Raw genomic sequence first — 15,920 nt, forward strand, 5'->3', positions numbered from 1 at the left:
GTTTCTTTTCGTCTCGGCACTTGACGAGCGTCAGGACCGCTCCGGCTGCCACTGCAGACAGACGGGCTCCGAGATCGACAGCGAATCGCCCGCCGGACAGAGGCCGCCAGTGTCGGTATTGACGGCAAACGCGACGATGTCGTCAGTGTGGCGGTTCTCTACGAACAGATGTTCCCCATCCGGAGCGATCGCGAAGTGACGCGGCCACTCGCCGGCGGTCGGCGTCTGGTCAACCCGTTCGATCCCCTCTCCGTCGACAGCGAACGTGACGATCGTGTCTAGGCCACGGTTCGATCCGTACACAAACGCTCCCGACGGATGGACGGCGATCTCGGCCGTCTTGTTGTCTCCGTCGAACTCCGGGGGGAGCGTGGAGACGGTCTCGCACTCGGTCAGCATCCCGTCTGACTCCCGGTCGAGGACGGTTACGGTCGAGTCAAGCTCGTTGATCAGGTACGTCCGCTTGCCGTTCGGGGCAAACGAGAGGTGCCGTGGACCTGAGCCGGGAGCGAGGTCGACGACGTCGACATGCGACAGCGAGGCTTCGTCACGGTCTACCACATACACATGCACCTGGTCGGTACCGAGGTCAGGGATGTACGCGAACTGGTCCTCCGGCCCGAGCGTGATCGAGTGAGGATGTGGCGCACGCTGGCGCTCCGGGTCGACGCTCGAACCGTGATGCTCGATCACGTCAGCCGGCGGGTCGATTCCCCCGTCAGGAGCGAGCGGAAGCATCGAAACGGCGCCGCCGGTGTAATGGGCTACAAGCAGGAACGCTCCCGTCTCATCGACAGTGCAGTAACAGGGTGCCGCGGCCCCGCTCCGGGCGCTGTCCCTTTCGGTCAGTTCGCCGGTGGTGCGGTCGACCGCGTACGACCGGATGACCCCCTCTCCGTCCTCGCGAACTGCGGCGTAGAGGTACTCGCCCGACGGACCGAACGTCACAAACGTCGGGTCCGGTCCAGCCGCTACCGCATCGAGTCGCCGCATCGAACCCGTTTCGAGGTCGACCGCGATCGTGTGAACGCTCTCGTCTGTCGCCGCGCTGTACGTTCCGACGGCCGCGATATGTTCTGCTGTGGTCATGGTAGATCGGTACTCGTGGAAATACTGTGTTCTATGAGTCGTGCGTTCATGTTCTCACGCGGAGTCATCAACCTCGACTGGCGGTCCGTCCCACTCCTCGCCGTTGTCGTCTGGATCGTATCCGAGGCGTTCTCGCGCCTTCCGGATTGAGAACCAACGCCGGTCGTTATCACTGACGCCGTTGAAGATGTCGAACGTCACGCTTCGGTCGGCGAGACAGCACTCGATCAAGTGAGCGAAGTCGCGACGCGAGTGCCACGTCGCCTTCGTCCGGGCGACCGATCGCTCGTAGGCCTCGCTACCGTGCTCGATCTCTCCGTGTTCGACGCGGCGCTCGGCCCGGCCGTACGGGTGATCGATCCCGTGGGGGAGAACCGAGCAGATCCTGAGCCCGTAGAACCGTTGAGGGTACGTGTATCGTTCCGTGCAGTATCGGCCTAGATCCTCGCCGAATGACTTCGTCGTCCCGTACCACGAATCCGGGCGGACGGGATCGGTCGTATCGAGCTGTAGGTCATAACCCGGATCGTACAGATCCGGAGCGTGTTCCTTCTCATACATTCCCATCACGTGGTTCGTCGAGGCGAACACGAACGAATCCACCTCGGCGTCCCTTGCAGCCTCAAGCGCGTTGTAGGTTCCGACGATGTTGGGCTCGAACACGTCTTCCCACGTCCCGTCGGTGTACGGGTAGGCCGCGAGGTGAACGACGGCGTCCTGACCCTCAAACGCGGGCCGGATCGCCTCGTAGTCCGTGATATCCGCAACGTGTGTGTCGAATCCGCCGTAGCGATGATCGGACGGACGGTCGGACCGGTTCAGGTAGGTGAAATCGTATCTGGGATCGTCGTCGAGGTGATCGATGATCGCAGTCCCGCACCTGCCGTATGACCCGGTTACGAGGACGTTCATACAGATTGGTTAGCGGGTCCGTGAACGACCCGACAGGTGTTTGGGCTCACTGTCCCTCGCCGTCAGTGGATGACAGCATGCCGTTCAAGTAGGCGACCGCGTGAGCACGGGACCGGTGGCCCCACTCCGTGTCTCCGACGACGTCGGGGACGTGGTCCGGGACGACGACGCCGCTGAATCCCACCTCGCGGAGCCGTTCGATGGCCACCACCGGATCGTAGTTACTCTGGTCGTCATCGAGGAACGTCTCGGTGAAACGCGGCCAGGTGCCCACGACGTCGCGGAAATGGACGAACACGATGTCGTCGTCCTCGCCGAAGTGCATGATTACCTCCTCGACGTCGGCGTCTGGCATCTCCGAGAAGCAACCCAGACAGAGCTTCAGTCCGTGGTTGTCGCTCGGCACCGTCTCCATCGCCCGCCGGAACGCTTCGAAGTTCCGGAAGAGGCGCGGGATTCCGCCGAGCTGCTCGACAGTCGGCGGATCCGCCGGGTGGAGAGCCAGCTGCACACCCGCTTCCTCCGCGACGGGAAGCACCTCCTCAAGGAAGGCCTCGTAGTTGTCCCACAGCTCTTCTTCGGTGTACTCCCGCTCCAGGTCGTCGACGGGCTCGTACGGAGCCTCGAGGTCGTCGATGTCGAATTCCCGGCCCCGCGCCCCGCCGCGCAGTCGCACCGTCTGGGAGGTCCGCATCGGAACGACCCCACGGGGATTCCACTGGTAGCCGAGGATCGGAATACCCGCGCTCCCGAGGTTCCGGATGAGCCGTTTGATTGTGTCGAGCTGGCTCTCCTTTCCCTCCTTGCCGAGCATTATCTTCCCGTAGACGTTGTAGCTCAGCGATTGGATCCCCATCAGTCGGAGCCCGGCGTCCTCCGCGCGCCGGCGCGCCTGAACCAGTTCCGAAACGCTCGGAACGACCCCGTCGTCGATTACTATCGTCTCGTCGTCCTGGCTCCCCTCGTCCTCGAAGACGTCGCCGCGCGGGGACCGGTGGTCGAGGAAGACGTCCTCGACGCCGATCTGGCGACAGAACGCGAGGCGGTCGTCCGAGAGGGTCCGCGTGCGAAGACCGGCTCGAAGCGGCAATTGGCCTGCGTCGGTGGTCGGTCGGTTCTCGTTCATGATATCGTGATCTTGTGGCATAGTTTCGCGTAGGTTCGGTTTGTGTCCGTTCTCGTTGGTTTCGGTATGTCCTTCGGCGGTTCAACGGCGAGACGTCCGTACTCCTGCGGTCAGTCGTCCCGTCGAAGCAGTGTCGGCGCGGTGGGGCCGATCGCTCATTCGATAAGCCGATCAATACCGTCGTCCAGTTCGCCGTAAACCGCTTCGACCCGGTCGGCCTCATCAGGCGTGAGCGGGCGGATCGGTTCCCGGACGTTGCCGCCGTGGAGCCCGGCAAGTTCAAGCCCCTTCTTGACGACTGGGACGCTGATCGCTCCCGCGAGCGCATTGTTCTGGCCCGTCTCATCCCTGAGCCGCTGGTACGGGAGACAGACGTCCCTGAGCGCGCGGGCACGCTCCCAGTCACCCTCCGAGAGCGCGTTGAACAGCTCCCGACCGACCTCCGGTCGGAAGTTGCTCACGCCGGCGGTGAATCCCTCAACGCCTTCCGCCCAGTACGACACCGCGTACGGCTCCGCGAGCCCGTTGACCCAGACGACGTCGTCGTCGCCGGCGCGGATCGCCTCCCCCAGTTTCACCGGATCCTTCAGTGCGTACTTGACTCCGACGACGCCGTCGATACGGGTGAGGTCGGCGAGGTACTCCGCCGACGGATCGAACCCTCGAACGTACGGGACGAGTGGGGTCTCGGTAACCGCCGACAGCTCGCGATAGTACTCCAGTAACCCCCGCTCGTGGAGGTAGGTGTGATCCGGCGGCATGATCATCATCGCGTCAGCGCCGGCATCGTCATACGCCTGGATCAAGGCCGACGCGTCGGCAGTACTCCCGCCGACGCCGGCGAGGACGCATGCGTCCGAGGGGAGCGCCTCAACGACCGTTCTGACACTCTCGATCCGCTCTTGCTGTGAGAGTGCGTGGTACTCGCTGATATTCGCAGCCGCCAAGAAGGTCCGCATTCCCTCATCGTAAAGCGACTGCGCGTTCTCCTCGATCTTGCGGTACTCGATCTCCCGCTGCTCGTCGAAAGGTGTGAGCAGTCCGACAGCAACGTCTCGCAGCTGCTGTTTAACCTGCGCTGCCGTTATTGGCATCATCTACCACGATACGGCCGTGGACCGTAAATCCATCGTTGCTGGGTCACAACTGCCGCATTCCCTTTCCGGCGAGTGACGCGCAGGCGAACAGCCACACGACCGATCGAATGGGAGACAGCGTCACAGCATGGCACGCCACGGCCTCCAAACGCGCTTGGCCAGCGAGATCAGTAGTTCCGGTACACCGTCTTCGTCGACGTGAAGAAGTCGAGACCGGCATCGCCCTGCTCACGGTACGTATTCGTCGACGAGTTCTTGTACCCGCCGAACGGGACGTGGAGTTCGAGACCGGTCGTCTTCTCGTTGACCTTCGCGACGCCCGCCTCAATTCGGTCGACGAACTCGTCGGCCTCGGTGAGGTCCTGCGTGACGATGCTCGCCGATAATCCGTACTCCACGTCGTTGGCGACCTCCAACGCCTCCTCGAAATCGGTTACTTCGATGACCGACAGAACCGGCCCGAAGATCTCCTCCTGGGCGATCCGCATGTCGTTGCGGACGTCCGAGAACACCACCGGGTCGACGTAGTAGCCGTCGCCGTACTCGCCACCGGAGAGACGATCGCCGCCGGTTTCGAGCGTCGCCCCTTCCTCTTGGCCGATTTCAACGTAGTCGAGCGTCGACTCGAGTTCGCTCTCCGAGACGTGCGGGCCCATATCGGGATCGTCGAGCCCGGGCCCGATCGCGATGTCGGCGGCGTACTCGATCATGGCGTCGACGAACTCGTCGTACACGTCTTCGTGGACGATCGCGCGGGAGGCCGCCGTACACGACTGTCCCGTCGTCCCAAAGGACCCAACGCCGAGAATCTCCACGGCTTCCTCGACGTCGGCACTCGGCATCACGACGGTCGGATTCTTGCCGCCCATCTCGCACTGGACGCGCTTGAGGTCGTCCGCGGCACTCTGAGCGACGCTCGTCCCCACAGCGGTGCTCCCGGTGAACGATACGCCGTCGACATCGTCGTGTTCGGCGAGGGGTGTTCCAACGTCACTGCCGGAGCCGGTCACCATGTTCGCGACACCGTTTGGTAGCCCGGCCTCGTCGAGACACTCGAAGAGAACCGCCGTCATGCCCGGCGCGGCGGAAGCGGGCTTGATGACGGCCGTGTTCCCGGCAGCCAACGCCGGGGCGAGCTTCCACGCGGGAATGGCGATCGGGTAGTTCCACGGCGTGATCAGCGCGACGGTTCCGAGCGGTTCGCGTTTGGTGTACAGCTCCGTGTTTCTCCCGCTCGCCGACTTGCTAATCCCGCCGAGGTCGAGGCACTTCTGGGCGTAGTAGGCGAAGATGTCGATCGAACGCTGGACTTCGCCGGCCGCTTCGGAGCGCGTCTTCCCCTCCTCGCGAACGAGGGTCTCGGTCACCGACTCCTTTCGCTCCTCGAGGAGTTCGCTTGCCCGTTTGAGAACGTCGCCACGGTCCGGACCTGGCGTGTTGGCCCAGGCGTCTTGGGCGGCGACAGCGGACTCGATCGCGGATTCGACGTCACCGACCGTAGAGGCCTGAAACCGACCGGCGATCGAAGACGGCTCGGCCGGATTCCGGACATCGAACGTCTCACCCGTCTCAGAGACGGTCCACTCTCCATCGACGTAGTTCTCGTATACTGTTGGCATTCGGCTTGGAATCGCCGCTGCTGATACAAAGGCCTTGAGATTGCGGTCAGTCCGATCACATTCGCGACCTGATCGCATTCGTCTATGGCAACTCCGGAATCAGCCTCGGATCTCCCACGCCGAAAATCGCTTGCGGAAACGTACGTCCCCTTCTGAGACCTTAGTCAGTTTTCGCTCGAGACGACCGACGAAGCGCGGAGCGGCGACGCCGCATGCGTGCGATGCGACCTGTCATTCCGCGGGCGACCAACCAGAGAGTTCACCGCTCGCGCTCGGCGTCGCGCAGTCAGTGGTGTCACCGTCGTCAATCGCCGTGGACGAAGGTTACTGGACAGGGCGCCTCGATGAGCAGCGTCTGTGACAGGCTCCCAAACACGGCCTTGTCGGTCGGGGTCCGACGGCTGCCCCCGATAACGAGTCGGTCGGCGCCGACGTCTCCGGCGAGTTCGAGAATTGCCTCGCTCGGGTCGCCGACCGCGCCCCGTACTTCGTACTCGAGGCCGGCGTCGCCGAGGCGGTCCGTCACCGACTGGACCGTCTCGTGTTCGGCGACGATGTCGTCGACGGAGTGTTCGTTATCGGAATACCGATCGAGCAGATCGTCGTACTCGGGCCGGGAGAGCACCTGTGGGTAGTTACCCCCGCTTAGCGCCGGTATCGTGGTCATGAAGCCGTCGTCGCTTTCCGGAATAGCGTGAGCCACTACGACGGTTGCACCGGTCGGAGCAGCGATATCCAAGGCCGCATCGACGAGTCGATTGAGCCGGTTTTCGTCCGAGTCGCTGACTGGCAGCAACACTGTCTCGATGGTCACGTGAGCATCTAAAATCACCAGATATAAGTAAATTTGTATTTTCATATCTCGTAATCTGTAACAAATGGGCACCTGCGGAGAGTCCTTCCGCCTGAACGGTAGGCGACGACGTGGGTGACCGGTTAGCGCCGGTCACGTAGACGGTCGTGACCGCAGATCAGTCGTCAGAGATCGACCTGCCCGGCGTCGGCGATGTACGGGATCGACTGACGAACCAGGACGTCATGAGTGCTCCCGCAACGATGAGCAGTAGAAAGCCGACGGTTCGAAGCATCCCGACGCGCCCGAATGCGTCGACCAGCGGCATCGGAGCAAACGGTGAGAGGGCGAACCCACCGTACATCATCATGGTCACGCCGCTGAGTGCCCGTCCTCGAACCTCCTCCTGAACGATCGACGCGATCCAGTCGTTCACCGTTGGCAAGAGGAGCCCGAACCCCATCCCGCCGGCGACGATGATACCGAAGAGCACTATCGGGAATATCTCCACGGAGGTAAACAGCAGGAAGCCCGCTGCTGAGAAGGTGAACCCGGCCGTGAGGAGCGTGACGTGCCGGAAGTGCTGTTTGATGCGACCGTACATCGAGGCTATGACCACGCCCACGATCATGACGCTTGAAATAATCAGACCGATCTGGGAGTCGCTCACGCCGAGCGATCCCTGGAGGTAGTACGGAACCTCGATCATGATGAGGTTGTTCGTCAGCATGCCGAACAACACGAGGAAGTAGATCCCGGCGATGACCTTCGCGGGCGACTCCCGCACGATCTTCGCCACGGCCTCGAGCCGACCGATCTCGTCGTCTCGCTGGGATTCCTTGACGTCTGGCTCGGGCAGCAGCCGAAGGATCGGTGGGACGAACAGTAACGCCCCGCCGAAAACGAGGAAGATGTACCGCCAGCCGAGGGTTCCTGCGATGTAGCCGCCGAGGATAGCCGCGACCGCGCCACCGCCCGCCTGTACGGCACCGTAGTACCCCATAACTGACTCGCGGCGGCCGCCCGAGTAGTAGTCGGCGATGAGCGTCGGGACAGTCACCATGAGCGCGCCGACGGCGATACCGTCGAGAATGCGGGTCGCGAGGATCAGGTATATCGAATCGAGAAAGAACGCGATGCTCGTGCCGACCCCGTAAATGATGACTGCGGCGATCAGAATCGGCTTGCGGGCGTACTTGTCAAGCAGATATCCAGTAAGGGGCGCGACGACGATTACGATCCACGCCGACGTCGTGCTGACCAGCTGTGCCAGCGTCTCGGAGTTTGGCACGTGCGAGAAGGTCTGCTGAATCGCGGGGATGGTCGGGTTGATCAATGCCCCGGAGAACGAGGGAATGATCCCGATCAACACCAGCGTCAGGAGCTGCGACCATTTGAAGGACTCAGAGTAGCTTTCAGACATGATCACTCACCACGATTTGTCTCGATCCATAGATTGGGTGTAGTCTGTAGTCTACCGCCTATGGCAGGGTGTTGCATACACAGTCAAATGTATACAAACATTATAAATATCTTTCTAAGTGTGGAATGTAGACCCTTCGAACAACTGCCGGTCCTGCACCTCCATCGGACGGAGTCAAGCGACATCTCCGAACGGTCGCTTCCCACCGCCCCTTGCTGTCCGCCGCAACTCGGGCGAGTACATCGCTCGGGGCTCTCGGGGTGGGAATTCCGTCCTATAATATTGAACGCTAGGTGTTCGAAAGAATAAAGAATTGTTAATTGTTAGCATACGCAAACGAAGGCTATGGACAAAAGCACAAATCAATCGGACGGACACAACCGCATTAGCTCTGTGGACAACGTGTTCAACATCATCGAGACAGTTCAAGAGCTGGAACAGTGCGGGGTATCCGAACTCGCAGACCGAATTGATGTCCCCAAAAGCACTGCTCATGTCTATCTCAAAACACTCGAAGATCTGGGATACGTGATCAACGAAGATGGACAGTATCGACTGAGCCTGCGGTTTCTTCAGCTCGGGGGGCTTGTCCGGCACAACCGCACCGGCTATCAGACGGCGAGATCAGAGATCGGGACAGTCTCCCAAGAGACGGGCGAAGTCGGGACGATCGGCTACGAGGAAAATGGACTTCGTGTACTCGTCTATCGGTCGGAACCCGGCGAAGGGGTTTCAGATAACGCCCCGACTGGGGAGTTCACTAAAATGCATTGGACGGCCGTTGGCAAGGCGCTTCTTGCCCAACACACGGACGACGAGATCCGGGACATCGTGGAGAAACACGAGCTTCCCGCCGCCACAGAGAACACGATCACCGACCTCAACGCTCTCCTCGATGAGATCAACGAAATCCGCGAACGCGGGTATTCAATCGAAGACGAAGAGCGCGTTAGCGGTGTCAAGTCGATCGCTGTCCCGATAACTAGTGAAAACCCGAACTCAGAGAATATCGCGATCTCGATCGCTGGCCCGAAACACCGATTCAATACCGAACGCATCGAAAACGAGTTACTTCCCAAACTTCAGAATGCCGCAAACGTGATCGAACTCCAGTCCCGGCACTACTAGTTCGAAATACCCATTACATCTGTACTGTTGTAATTGTAAACTTACTGAATTCAATATGAATGGACGGAGTACAACACGCTCTAGTTGGGTTCGGCCGCAACCTAACCGTCGTTCATGCACAGATCAACAGCATACTGAATTAAATGACACACAGTCAAAAATGGGGAGCCGCATCGATAGCAAAAATTTGCGCAATCAGATCACCATCGAGTACATCCTGGAAGGCGATACGATCTCTCGGTAACCATCTTATAATGAGACTTGGAGCCAGTTGGCCTCACGCTGATCTTGTCCACAGAATCAGTGGCCGCCGGAAACAAGATGAAGTCCAACGATTCCGAAGACGATCACCGAAATGAATATTAGGCGAGACGTCGTCGCTGGCTCGTCGAACAAGACGATTCCGAGCGACGCGGTTCCAACAGCTCCGATTCCCGTCCACACGGCGTAGGCAGTACCAATTGGGAGGTCTTGTACAGCTTTCCCGAGCAACACCAGACTTATGACGAGAGCAATAACGGTGCCTGCCGTCGGTATGGGCTCCGAGAAACCGTCAGAATATTCGAGTCCAAGCGCCCAAACAATCTCAAACAAGCCAGCAATTGCGAGGACGAACCAAGACATTATCTCGGGTTGATTCTACTTTTAGACATGAGTTTCGATGTGTCCACCGCCACCGCACAACAAGTAAAACCAAATATATGATAAGGTGAAAAAATGTTAGAACGGTACACTCAATAATCTGGCGGTTATAGCGAGACATAATGAGTCAAGGCTTGGTTACGGTGTTGTTCGGCGATCCGTTTGCCGTTATGAACACGATTGGACTCGTCGCATTCGCGCTCGTCGGATCGTCAAAGGCAATCCGGGAGGAGTTTGATCTATTCGGGATCGTTATTGTTGGACTTGCGATGGCGTTTGTTGGCGGTGTAACTCGTGATCTCCTTGTAGCTCGTGTCCCGTTAGCCCTCCAGTCCCCGATCGAAATCGGACTCGGACTCTTCGGTGTCTGTTTGGCGGTTTCACTTAATTTTGTGTTGTCGTCTCCGGAGACACATCCAGTCACAATCGTATCGGACGCAATCGGACTCGCAGCCTTCGCGACAGCCGGTGCAATCGTCGCAACCGAGGTGGACGTGTCGGTGTTTGGTGTCGTTGCAATCGCGACGATCAACGCGGTCGGTGGTGGCGCATTTGCTGACATTCTCCTTGATCGGGCCCCATTTATCCTCTTTGAGGATTTCTACGCGAGTTGTACGGTCCTCGGCGGGAGCGCATACTGGGTTGCGGGAACTGTAGGCGCAACTGGAGGGACTGCCGCCGCGGTGTGTGCGGCCGTAACCGTAGGCAGCCGGTTGGCCGCAGTCACGTACGGCTGGCGTCTTCCGACGGTACAGAACTGGAAAATGCAACAAGAATAACTCACTCAAAGACGGATTTTACCCGTTCAGACGGGAGACTGTCAGTATACACGACGCCACACACTAATTGCTAGTTGGACGGTAGTTTGCAGATAAACTGATTCCATGCGAAAGCGGACGATCTCAGCCGTTCGTCAGCAGTATCTGCTTCGGCGTTGCTAAAACAGTTTGAGAAATAGGTAGTTCCGTGTTTTGTTTGGCAAAATATACGTTCTGGCAGTTCCGATTTCCATGTCGTTCGTATCTAAAATCGAGGTCCTGCTTACGACATGCTCGCTGAAGTGGAGCTGCGCCATCAACGAGAAAGATCGCGACATCCACATCGTGTTTTTCGCGGAGATTTGCAAAAATAGTCAATTATTACGGTTAATCTTGTCGGATCAAGCATTGTATGGAGTAAATGGTTTGAGTCAGGAACAGTGGAGTACAGCCAATATTGCTCATCATTAAGTTGAATCACGATTTCAGCTATCGTAATGTGATTCGGGGTCCGACCAAAGTCCGGCTTTAGATCGGTCTTGCAAACCTAGTTATGAACGGTGGATCTAACCCGATCAACACAGAATATCTCAAGAAATAAAACAGTGTTCGAAAGAGATAATTCAGACAAATTGGGCTGAATACTGAGCATCATCAACAGCTGTGTGTTGCCTCTCGCTCCACAAAGTCTAAGCTGATATCGTCTAAACAGCTGCTGAGGCGGTCATTATAGGGTAGGAATCACTTTGAAAACGCACCACCTATCCTTTCAATCCTTATCTGAACACTGCCGGATATTCACGGAATGTGCCGAAAAGGGCGAGTCAACGCGATCCAAAGCACTTGACGGGTCTGGTCAGTCGATCTGCTCGATGTACGCGTACTCGTCGGAGAGCGCGGCGGCGTCTTCGGGAAGTAGGGCGGCGACGAGGAAGTCGGCGTGGTCGCGGAAGTAGTCGACTACGCGCGCGATGCGGTCCGAGTCGATGGCCTCCAGCGAGTCGAGGATGATGAACGGCACCGTCTCGTAGACATCGTGCACGAGGTACCCCGCGAGCGCGAACACGAGTCCGGTCACTTCCCGCTCGCTCTCCGAGAGGTGGTCGACCGTGTCCTCGTAGGCCGTCCCGTCGGGCGACGAGCGGACGATGTGCAGGTCGAACCGGGTCCGGGTGACCTTGCGGCGCCCCTCGCGGACCTCGGTCTCACGGCGCTCGATCCAGATCCGGTCCAGGTTCTCGTACTCTAAGATGTCGAGGACCGTCTCCATGTGCTCGTTGAACTTCTCAACAGCAGTCTCCTCAATACGGTCAACGCGCGTTCGCAGCTCGGTCAGTCGTTCGGTGAGTTCCTCGCGTTCTGTTATCAAATCCTCGCGCCGCGCAATGGCTTCTTCTCGCTCGCTGATCTCCTCGTCTATTTCGGAGATCTCATCTTCGAGCCGCTCGATTCGGAGCTCGATCCCGTTCGCCTCGCGGTGGAGCTCTAACGCCTCGTCGTACCCGCCTGCGTCGATCGATTCTGTCTCTTCTTCTAGTTCCTCGATCTTTTCTTGCTTCGACTCTTTTCGCTTCTCGAGGTCGGCGATCCGTGACCCGACTGTCGGTATCTTCGACTCGACCGTCTCAAGTCGCTCCTCGGCGCGCTCAACCTCGCGCTGCGCCTCGCGGAGCGTAGACTGTTTGTCAGTGAGTTCCCGAATCTCGGTGCGAAGATCGTTTCGCTCGTCAAGCTTGTCCGACCGGAGCTCACGGAGCCGGTCAAGCGTCGCCTCGATCTGGTCAGTTTCGACTTCAGAACCGCACGTCCAGCAAACAGTCTGGTCACTCCCAGTCAGTGCGTCGGTGGGGTCACCGATCTCTTCACCGTCTATATTTGGCGCCGATCCTTCCAGCATATCCTCGTTGAAGCTGATGACGCTCCCGAGCTCGTTGATTGTGTCATCGAGCGCACGCTGTCGACTACGCAGCTCATCGATACGGCCGGCGAGCCGGTCTGGGCTCTCATCTAGTTCATCTGCTGATTCGATTGTCTCTTGCAGGTCTTGTCGTTCTGCCTCAAGCTCAGCAATCGTCGACCGTTCAGTTTCGAGATCGAACTCAAGATCATCGAGATCAGATCGGGCCTCACGAACCTGCTGGAACGCTTCCTCTATCTTTTGTTTTTGGGTACGGCTCTCTTGTACTCCAGCGTCGAGTTCGTCTAGCTGCTCCTGAACTTCCTCCAACTCTTTTTTAGCCTCTTCGAGCTCATCTTGCTTCTTTCGCCGCTTGGTCTCAAGGCCAGGTAGCTCTTCTTCGAGATTGTCGAGTTGGTTGATTTCGGACTCTAGATCGGTCCGCTCTTGTTTGCACTTCTGTATCTCAGCATCGATCGAATCGGTGTCGATCGGCCGCATGATGATTTCCCGGAGGTCATCATCACGAGCAACCGCTCGCCGAGCCTCATTATTCTCTAATAAGAAGGCAAACAGATCAGCAAGTTCCGGATCGTCAAGATAGGGGTCGCCACCAAACGCAATCGAGTCGCCACGTCTCGTTAACGTTCGGGAATAGCTTTCATTACCAATTTCAAGCGCCACTGATCCCTCTTGAGCATCCCCTTTTAGCGAACTTCGCCGACTACCGAGACCGGCCATCAACGCCTGAAGAAACGACGTCCGGTTTGTCGCGTTCCGTCCAGCCAGAATCGACACGCCTTTAGAAAGAGTAACAGATGCTTCGTCGATTCCACCGATGTTTCGAACATCAATATGAACGGCTGATTGAGAGGTTTGGTGCATGAATTACCCTAAGACAGGGGGTCAAGACATTAAAACTGTCTTTCTACCGACCAAAGCAGTCAAAATTCAAAAATATATTCAACATAGTTACGATCACGCTGGTCCGGAGTATTGACAAGTCACTATTAACCAACAAAACTATTGACTTACGTCTGTTGTTGGTTAATATAGGTAATCGATGTCCAACAAGCCACCAACCCCACCTGCAAGCCTCCCAACGGAGATTGTCAACACGTTAAACGAATTGACTCCGAAGCGGCTCCGGGACGTTGCCACATACGCCGAAGCGCTAGCTGAGCACAAGAACCGTGAGGCTCGTCTCGAGAAGGAGGGGGACGACGACATCGAGGGACGACCCGAAGATACTCCGGAAGATGTCCCTACAAAAGCGACGATCACGATCAAGGAGATTAACGACAATCGCTACTACTACTGGCAGTGGCGGGAAGGTGAATCGGTGAAGTCTAAATATAAAGGGCCGGTCAACCCGGACGAATAACCCCGGACATTCATCAGTGATGACGATCGCTATTTGTCGGCGAAAAGCCGATTATGCCCGTCGAAGTTGAGTGTGATTTCTATCGTGGGACAGTTTCAAGACCGCCATCGGTAGTCGAGCGTGCGGAGCACCACTTCAGTGATAAGACGATACACTCGTGATCAGGGGTCTAGTAAGCAGACGAGCCGGAAGCTGGCACTACCAAACGGGCGTACACTTCGATAGAGGGGTCTACCTAGTCGATTCCCTCCAAACACTTCGATAGAGGGGTGTCTATTAGAGAGGTGCCTCGGTGCAGATGAAATCAGAGTCGAGGATAGCCAGCTGTCCCCATCAACAGGCTATCCACACAATTCAGGCTCTCAAACCTCCAAACAAGATATTACACATCGATAGAGGTGTGTCCGGAACGATGGATTGAAGCAGACAGATACAGCGAATAACCTTAGATCAGCATCAATTGTGATTTGCTACCAGGCAGTGTGTACACATCGATAGAGGGGTGTCTCCAACGACGGTGACATACAGATACCCGGGAGCTCCCTACGTTTGATTCCGAATTTGTGCTTTGACGACAGAATCCACTTCGCTCTCAGAAACCATCTCGATACGCGAGTCCTCACGCAGTGTCTCAAGAATTGTTTCCGGCCGTTCGCCGAATTGGAATTCGAGAAACATTCCTGAGCTCGGTCCGTGACTCCGCCGTTCGAAGTCGACAAGCGAGTACGTTGTGAGTTCTTTCATTTTGTTCACATATGTTTCTTGATGGTACTGATCAGCGTCGATCGCCTCAGTCAGATACTGGTACACGCGGTATCCTGTCGTGCTCCGTGCCGTCCCATCAGCTGATTGTGACGCCACAGCGGCCGTCGCATACAGACAGAGTTTCTTTTGAGTACTGATTCCACGGACAACCTCCAGCACACGGTTCTTTTCGACCTTTGCCTGAGCGGCACGAACGTGTTCTTCACGAACACGCCCATCACCCTCCCGTTCGGCGAGCTCGCCGGCGACGCGCATCAAATCAATCGCTTTGCGCGCGTCGCCGTGCGTTTGCGCCGCAAAGGCAGCTGCGAGTGGAATCACGTCGTCGTCGACAACATCATCGTGAAACGCATCTTGACGTCGTCGCAGAATTGCCTTGAGCTGGTCCGCGTCGTAATCGTCGAAATGGACGTCTTCTGGGGTGAACGAACTGACTGCCCGACTCCCCACAGCTTCCATCATTTTCGTATCGTTTGAGATGGCAACAACCGAGATGTACGCGTCGAGGTCATCGTTCGCACCGGCTCGGGAGAGCTGATACAGCAGCCTTGAGAACGCAGGATCCTGTTTATCACGTCGACCGACGAGCATATCCAGTTCGTCGAGAACGAACACCACTGAGTCGAAGTTCTCATTGACGATCCGATACAGCTCGTCCCATTTTTCTTTCGTCGCCACGCCATGTTTCGGGACTCGGACCTCGACGCCCGCCTCGTCCGCGGCCTGTTGGGCGAGTTCGTACACAGCGACCCCAAGTGTATCCAGATCTTGGCAGTTTACCTCGATTGTTCCAAATCGGATGTTTCGAGACTCACAGATGCGGCTGATGTTATTACAGACGGCTTTTGTGATGAGCGACTTCCCTGTCCCCGATGGACCATACAGAAACAAGTTCGGTGGACGGTTGTCGCCGAGTGCGACCCGGAGCATCTTCGTAACCTCTTGGAGCTGTTCGTCACGGCCGACGATACGGTCCTCCTCGACAACGAAATTGGGGTCGAGTAGTGATCGGTCGCGGATGAGACCCTGCTGTTCGTCGAACTCCAGCAGCATGTCCTCGATCGATTGTTGCGACGCTTCCGCTGATTCGGTTGACGACTGGTCGGTGTCGGTCCGAGCAGAGGACTGTGATGTCGACTCCGCCCCTGCAGCACCCGCTAAATCGGTTTGTGCCGGAGTCTCGTCCTCTAGTGATCCCGAATCCTCGGAGGGATCATCAGAGTCGTCAATGTCCATAGCCGGGATGACACCGGCCCGTATCAAAAAGGTTCGCACCTCTATCGAAGT

The 15,920-nt window shown here is 57.7% G+C and carries 13 protein-coding genes and 1 pseudogene; 3 read left to right on the forward strand and 11 right to left on the reverse strand.

All coding sequences use genetic code 11. The features are described 5' to 3' along the window. Positions 1 to 30: 30 nt before the first annotated feature. From B4V04_RS19015 to B4V04_RS19045, 7 genes are all read right to left on the reverse strand, one after another. Positions 31 to 1,089 carry a lactonase family protein gene (locus B4V04_RS19015; protein WP_498233206.1) on the reverse strand — a complete coding sequence of 353 codons (1,059 nt, stop codon included), beginning with the start codon at positions 1,087 to 1,089 and terminating at the stop codon, positions 31 to 33. 54 nt (positions 1,090 to 1,143) lie between these two features. Continuing rightward, on the reverse strand, positions 1,144 to 2,001 hold the full coding sequence (locus tag B4V04_RS19020; protein ID WP_498233207.1) for an NAD-dependent epimerase/dehydratase family protein: 858 nt from the start codon (positions 1,999 to 2,001) through the stop codon (positions 1,144 to 1,146). A gap of 46 nt (positions 2,002 to 2,047) precedes the next feature. Continuing rightward, positions 2,048 to 3,127 carry a mannonate dehydratase gene (locus B4V04_RS19025; RefSeq protein ID WP_498233208.1) on the reverse strand — a complete coding sequence of 360 codons (1,080 nt, stop codon included), beginning with the start codon at positions 3,125 to 3,127 and terminating at the stop codon, positions 2,048 to 2,050. 155 nt (positions 3,128 to 3,282) lie between these two features. Continuing rightward, positions 3,283 to 4,221, reverse strand: a complete 939-nt coding sequence (locus B4V04_RS19030) for a dihydrodipicolinate synthase family protein (protein ID WP_498233382.1) — start codon at positions 4,219 to 4,221, stop codon at positions 3,283 to 3,285. A 170-nt stretch (positions 4,222 to 4,391) separates the two neighbouring features. Beyond that, positions 4,392 to 5,843: a 2,5-dioxovalerate dehydrogenase gene (xacF, locus tag B4V04_RS19035; protein ID WP_498233209.1), complete on the reverse strand. Its 1,452-nt coding sequence runs from the start codon at positions 5,841 to 5,843 to the stop codon at positions 4,392 to 4,394. 304 nt (positions 5,844 to 6,147) lie between these two features. Further along, the gene (locus tag B4V04_RS19040) at positions 6,148 to 6,657 is read right to left on the reverse strand and encodes a universal stress protein (RefSeq protein ID WP_498233210.1); all 510 of its coding nucleotides are present in this window, start codon (positions 6,655 to 6,657) and stop codon (positions 6,148 to 6,150) included. Between the two features lie 157 nt (positions 6,658 to 6,814). Beyond that, positions 6,815 to 8,059 carry an MFS transporter gene (locus tag B4V04_RS19045; RefSeq protein ID WP_498233211.1) on the reverse strand — a complete coding sequence of 415 codons (1,245 nt, stop codon included), beginning with the start codon at positions 8,057 to 8,059 and terminating at the stop codon, positions 6,815 to 6,817. A 345-nt stretch (positions 8,060 to 8,404) separates the two neighbouring features. Here B4V04_RS19045 and B4V04_RS19050 point away from each other — a divergent pair, with 345 nt between their 5' ends. Then, positions 8,405 to 9,187 (forward strand): IclR family transcriptional regulator, encoded by a 783-nt coding sequence (locus tag B4V04_RS19050; protein ID WP_498233212.1) that lies wholly within the window; start codon positions 8,405 to 8,407, stop codon positions 9,185 to 9,187. Between the two features lie 300 nt (positions 9,188 to 9,487). Here the strand turns inward: B4V04_RS19050 and sugE are convergent, their stop codons facing one another. After that, positions 9,488 to 9,811, reverse strand: coding sequence for a quaternary ammonium compound efflux SMR transporter SugE (gene sugE / locus B4V04_RS19055; RefSeq protein WP_498233214.1), 324 nt, complete (start codon positions 9,809 to 9,811; stop codon positions 9,488 to 9,490). Positions 9,812 to 9,951: 140 nt separating this feature from the next. Here sugE and B4V04_RS19060 point away from each other — a divergent pair, with 140 nt between their 5' ends. After that, positions 9,952 to 10,608 (forward strand): trimeric intracellular cation channel family protein, encoded by a 657-nt coding sequence (locus B4V04_RS19060; protein WP_498233215.1) that lies wholly within the window; start codon positions 9,952 to 9,954, stop codon positions 10,606 to 10,608. Between the two features lie 70 nt (positions 10,609 to 10,678). Here B4V04_RS19060 and B4V04_RS19065 read toward each other — a convergent pair. Both B4V04_RS19065 and B4V04_RS19070 read right to left on the reverse strand, forming a co-directional pair. Further along, positions 10,679 to 11,286: pseudogene (locus B4V04_RS19065) on the reverse strand (transposase domain-containing protein). 157 nt (positions 11,287 to 11,443) lie between these two features. Further along, positions 11,444 to 13,369, reverse strand: a complete 1,926-nt coding sequence (locus B4V04_RS19070) for an archaea-specific SMC-related protein (RefSeq protein ID WP_498233216.1) — start codon at positions 13,367 to 13,369, stop codon at positions 11,444 to 11,446. A 178-nt stretch (positions 13,370 to 13,547) separates the two neighbouring features. On the opposite strand from B4V04_RS19070, the gene B4V04_RS19075 reads away from it, so the two are divergent. After that, on the forward strand, positions 13,548 to 13,868 hold the full coding sequence (locus B4V04_RS19075) for a DUF6788 family protein (protein ID WP_498233217.1): 321 nt from the start codon (positions 13,548 to 13,550) through the stop codon (positions 13,866 to 13,868). A gap of 543 nt (positions 13,869 to 14,411) precedes the next feature. On the opposite strand, the gene B4V04_RS19080 is transcribed toward B4V04_RS19075, so the two are convergent. Further along, positions 14,412 to 15,869 carry an orc1/cdc6 family replication initiation protein gene (locus B4V04_RS19080; RefSeq protein WP_498233218.1) on the reverse strand — a complete coding sequence of 486 codons (1,458 nt, stop codon included), beginning with the start codon at positions 15,867 to 15,869 and terminating at the stop codon, positions 14,412 to 14,414. Positions 15,870 to 15,920: the final 51 nt, after the last annotated feature.

The organism is Halorubrum sp. B52 (assembly GCF_059752555.1).

What these genes read in the sequence shown, in the direction of transcription:
- xacF (WP_498233209.1), bottom strand. Translation starts at nt 5,843, where the DNA reads ATGCCAACAGTATACGAGAACTACGTCGATGGAGAGTGGACCGTCTCT.
- B4V04_RS19045 (WP_498233211.1), bottom strand. Translation starts at nt 8,059, where the DNA reads ATGTCTGAAAGCTACTCTGAGTCCTTCAAATGGTCGCAGCTCCTGACG.
- B4V04_RS19015 (WP_498233206.1), bottom strand. Translation starts at nt 1,089, where the DNA reads ATGACCACAGCAGAACATATCGCGGCCGTCGGAACGTACAGCGCGGCG.
- B4V04_RS19050 (WP_498233212.1), top strand. Translation starts at nt 8,405, where the DNA reads ATGGACAAAAGCACAAATCAATCGGACGGACACAACCGCATTAGCTCT.
- B4V04_RS19080 (WP_498233218.1), bottom strand. Translation starts at nt 15,869, where the DNA reads ATGGACATTGACGACTCTGATGATCCCTCCGAGGATTCGGGATCACTA.
- B4V04_RS19025 (WP_498233208.1), bottom strand. Translation starts at nt 3,127, where the DNA reads ATGAACGAGAACCGACCGACCACCGACGCAGGCCAATTGCCGCTTCGA.
- B4V04_RS19070 (WP_498233216.1), bottom strand. Translation starts at nt 13,369, where the DNA reads ATGCACCAAACCTCTCAATCAGCCGTTCATATTGATGTTCGAAACATC.
- sugE (WP_498233214.1), bottom strand. Translation starts at nt 9,811, where the DNA reads ATGTCTTGGTTCGTCCTCGCAATTGCTGGCTTGTTTGAGATTGTTTGG.
- B4V04_RS19075 (WP_498233217.1), top strand. Translation starts at nt 13,548, where the DNA reads ATGTCCAACAAGCCACCAACCCCACCTGCAAGCCTCCCAACGGAGATT.
- B4V04_RS19060 (WP_498233215.1), top strand. Translation starts at nt 9,952, where the DNA reads ATGAGTCAAGGCTTGGTTACGGTGTTGTTCGGCGATCCGTTTGCCGTT.
- B4V04_RS19030 (WP_498233382.1), bottom strand. Translation starts at nt 4,221, where the DNA reads ATGCCAATAACGGCAGCGCAGGTTAAACAGCAGCTGCGAGACGTTGCT.
- B4V04_RS19020 (WP_498233207.1), bottom strand. Translation starts at nt 2,001, where the DNA reads ATGAACGTCCTCGTAACCGGGTCATACGGCAGGTGCGGGACTGCGATC.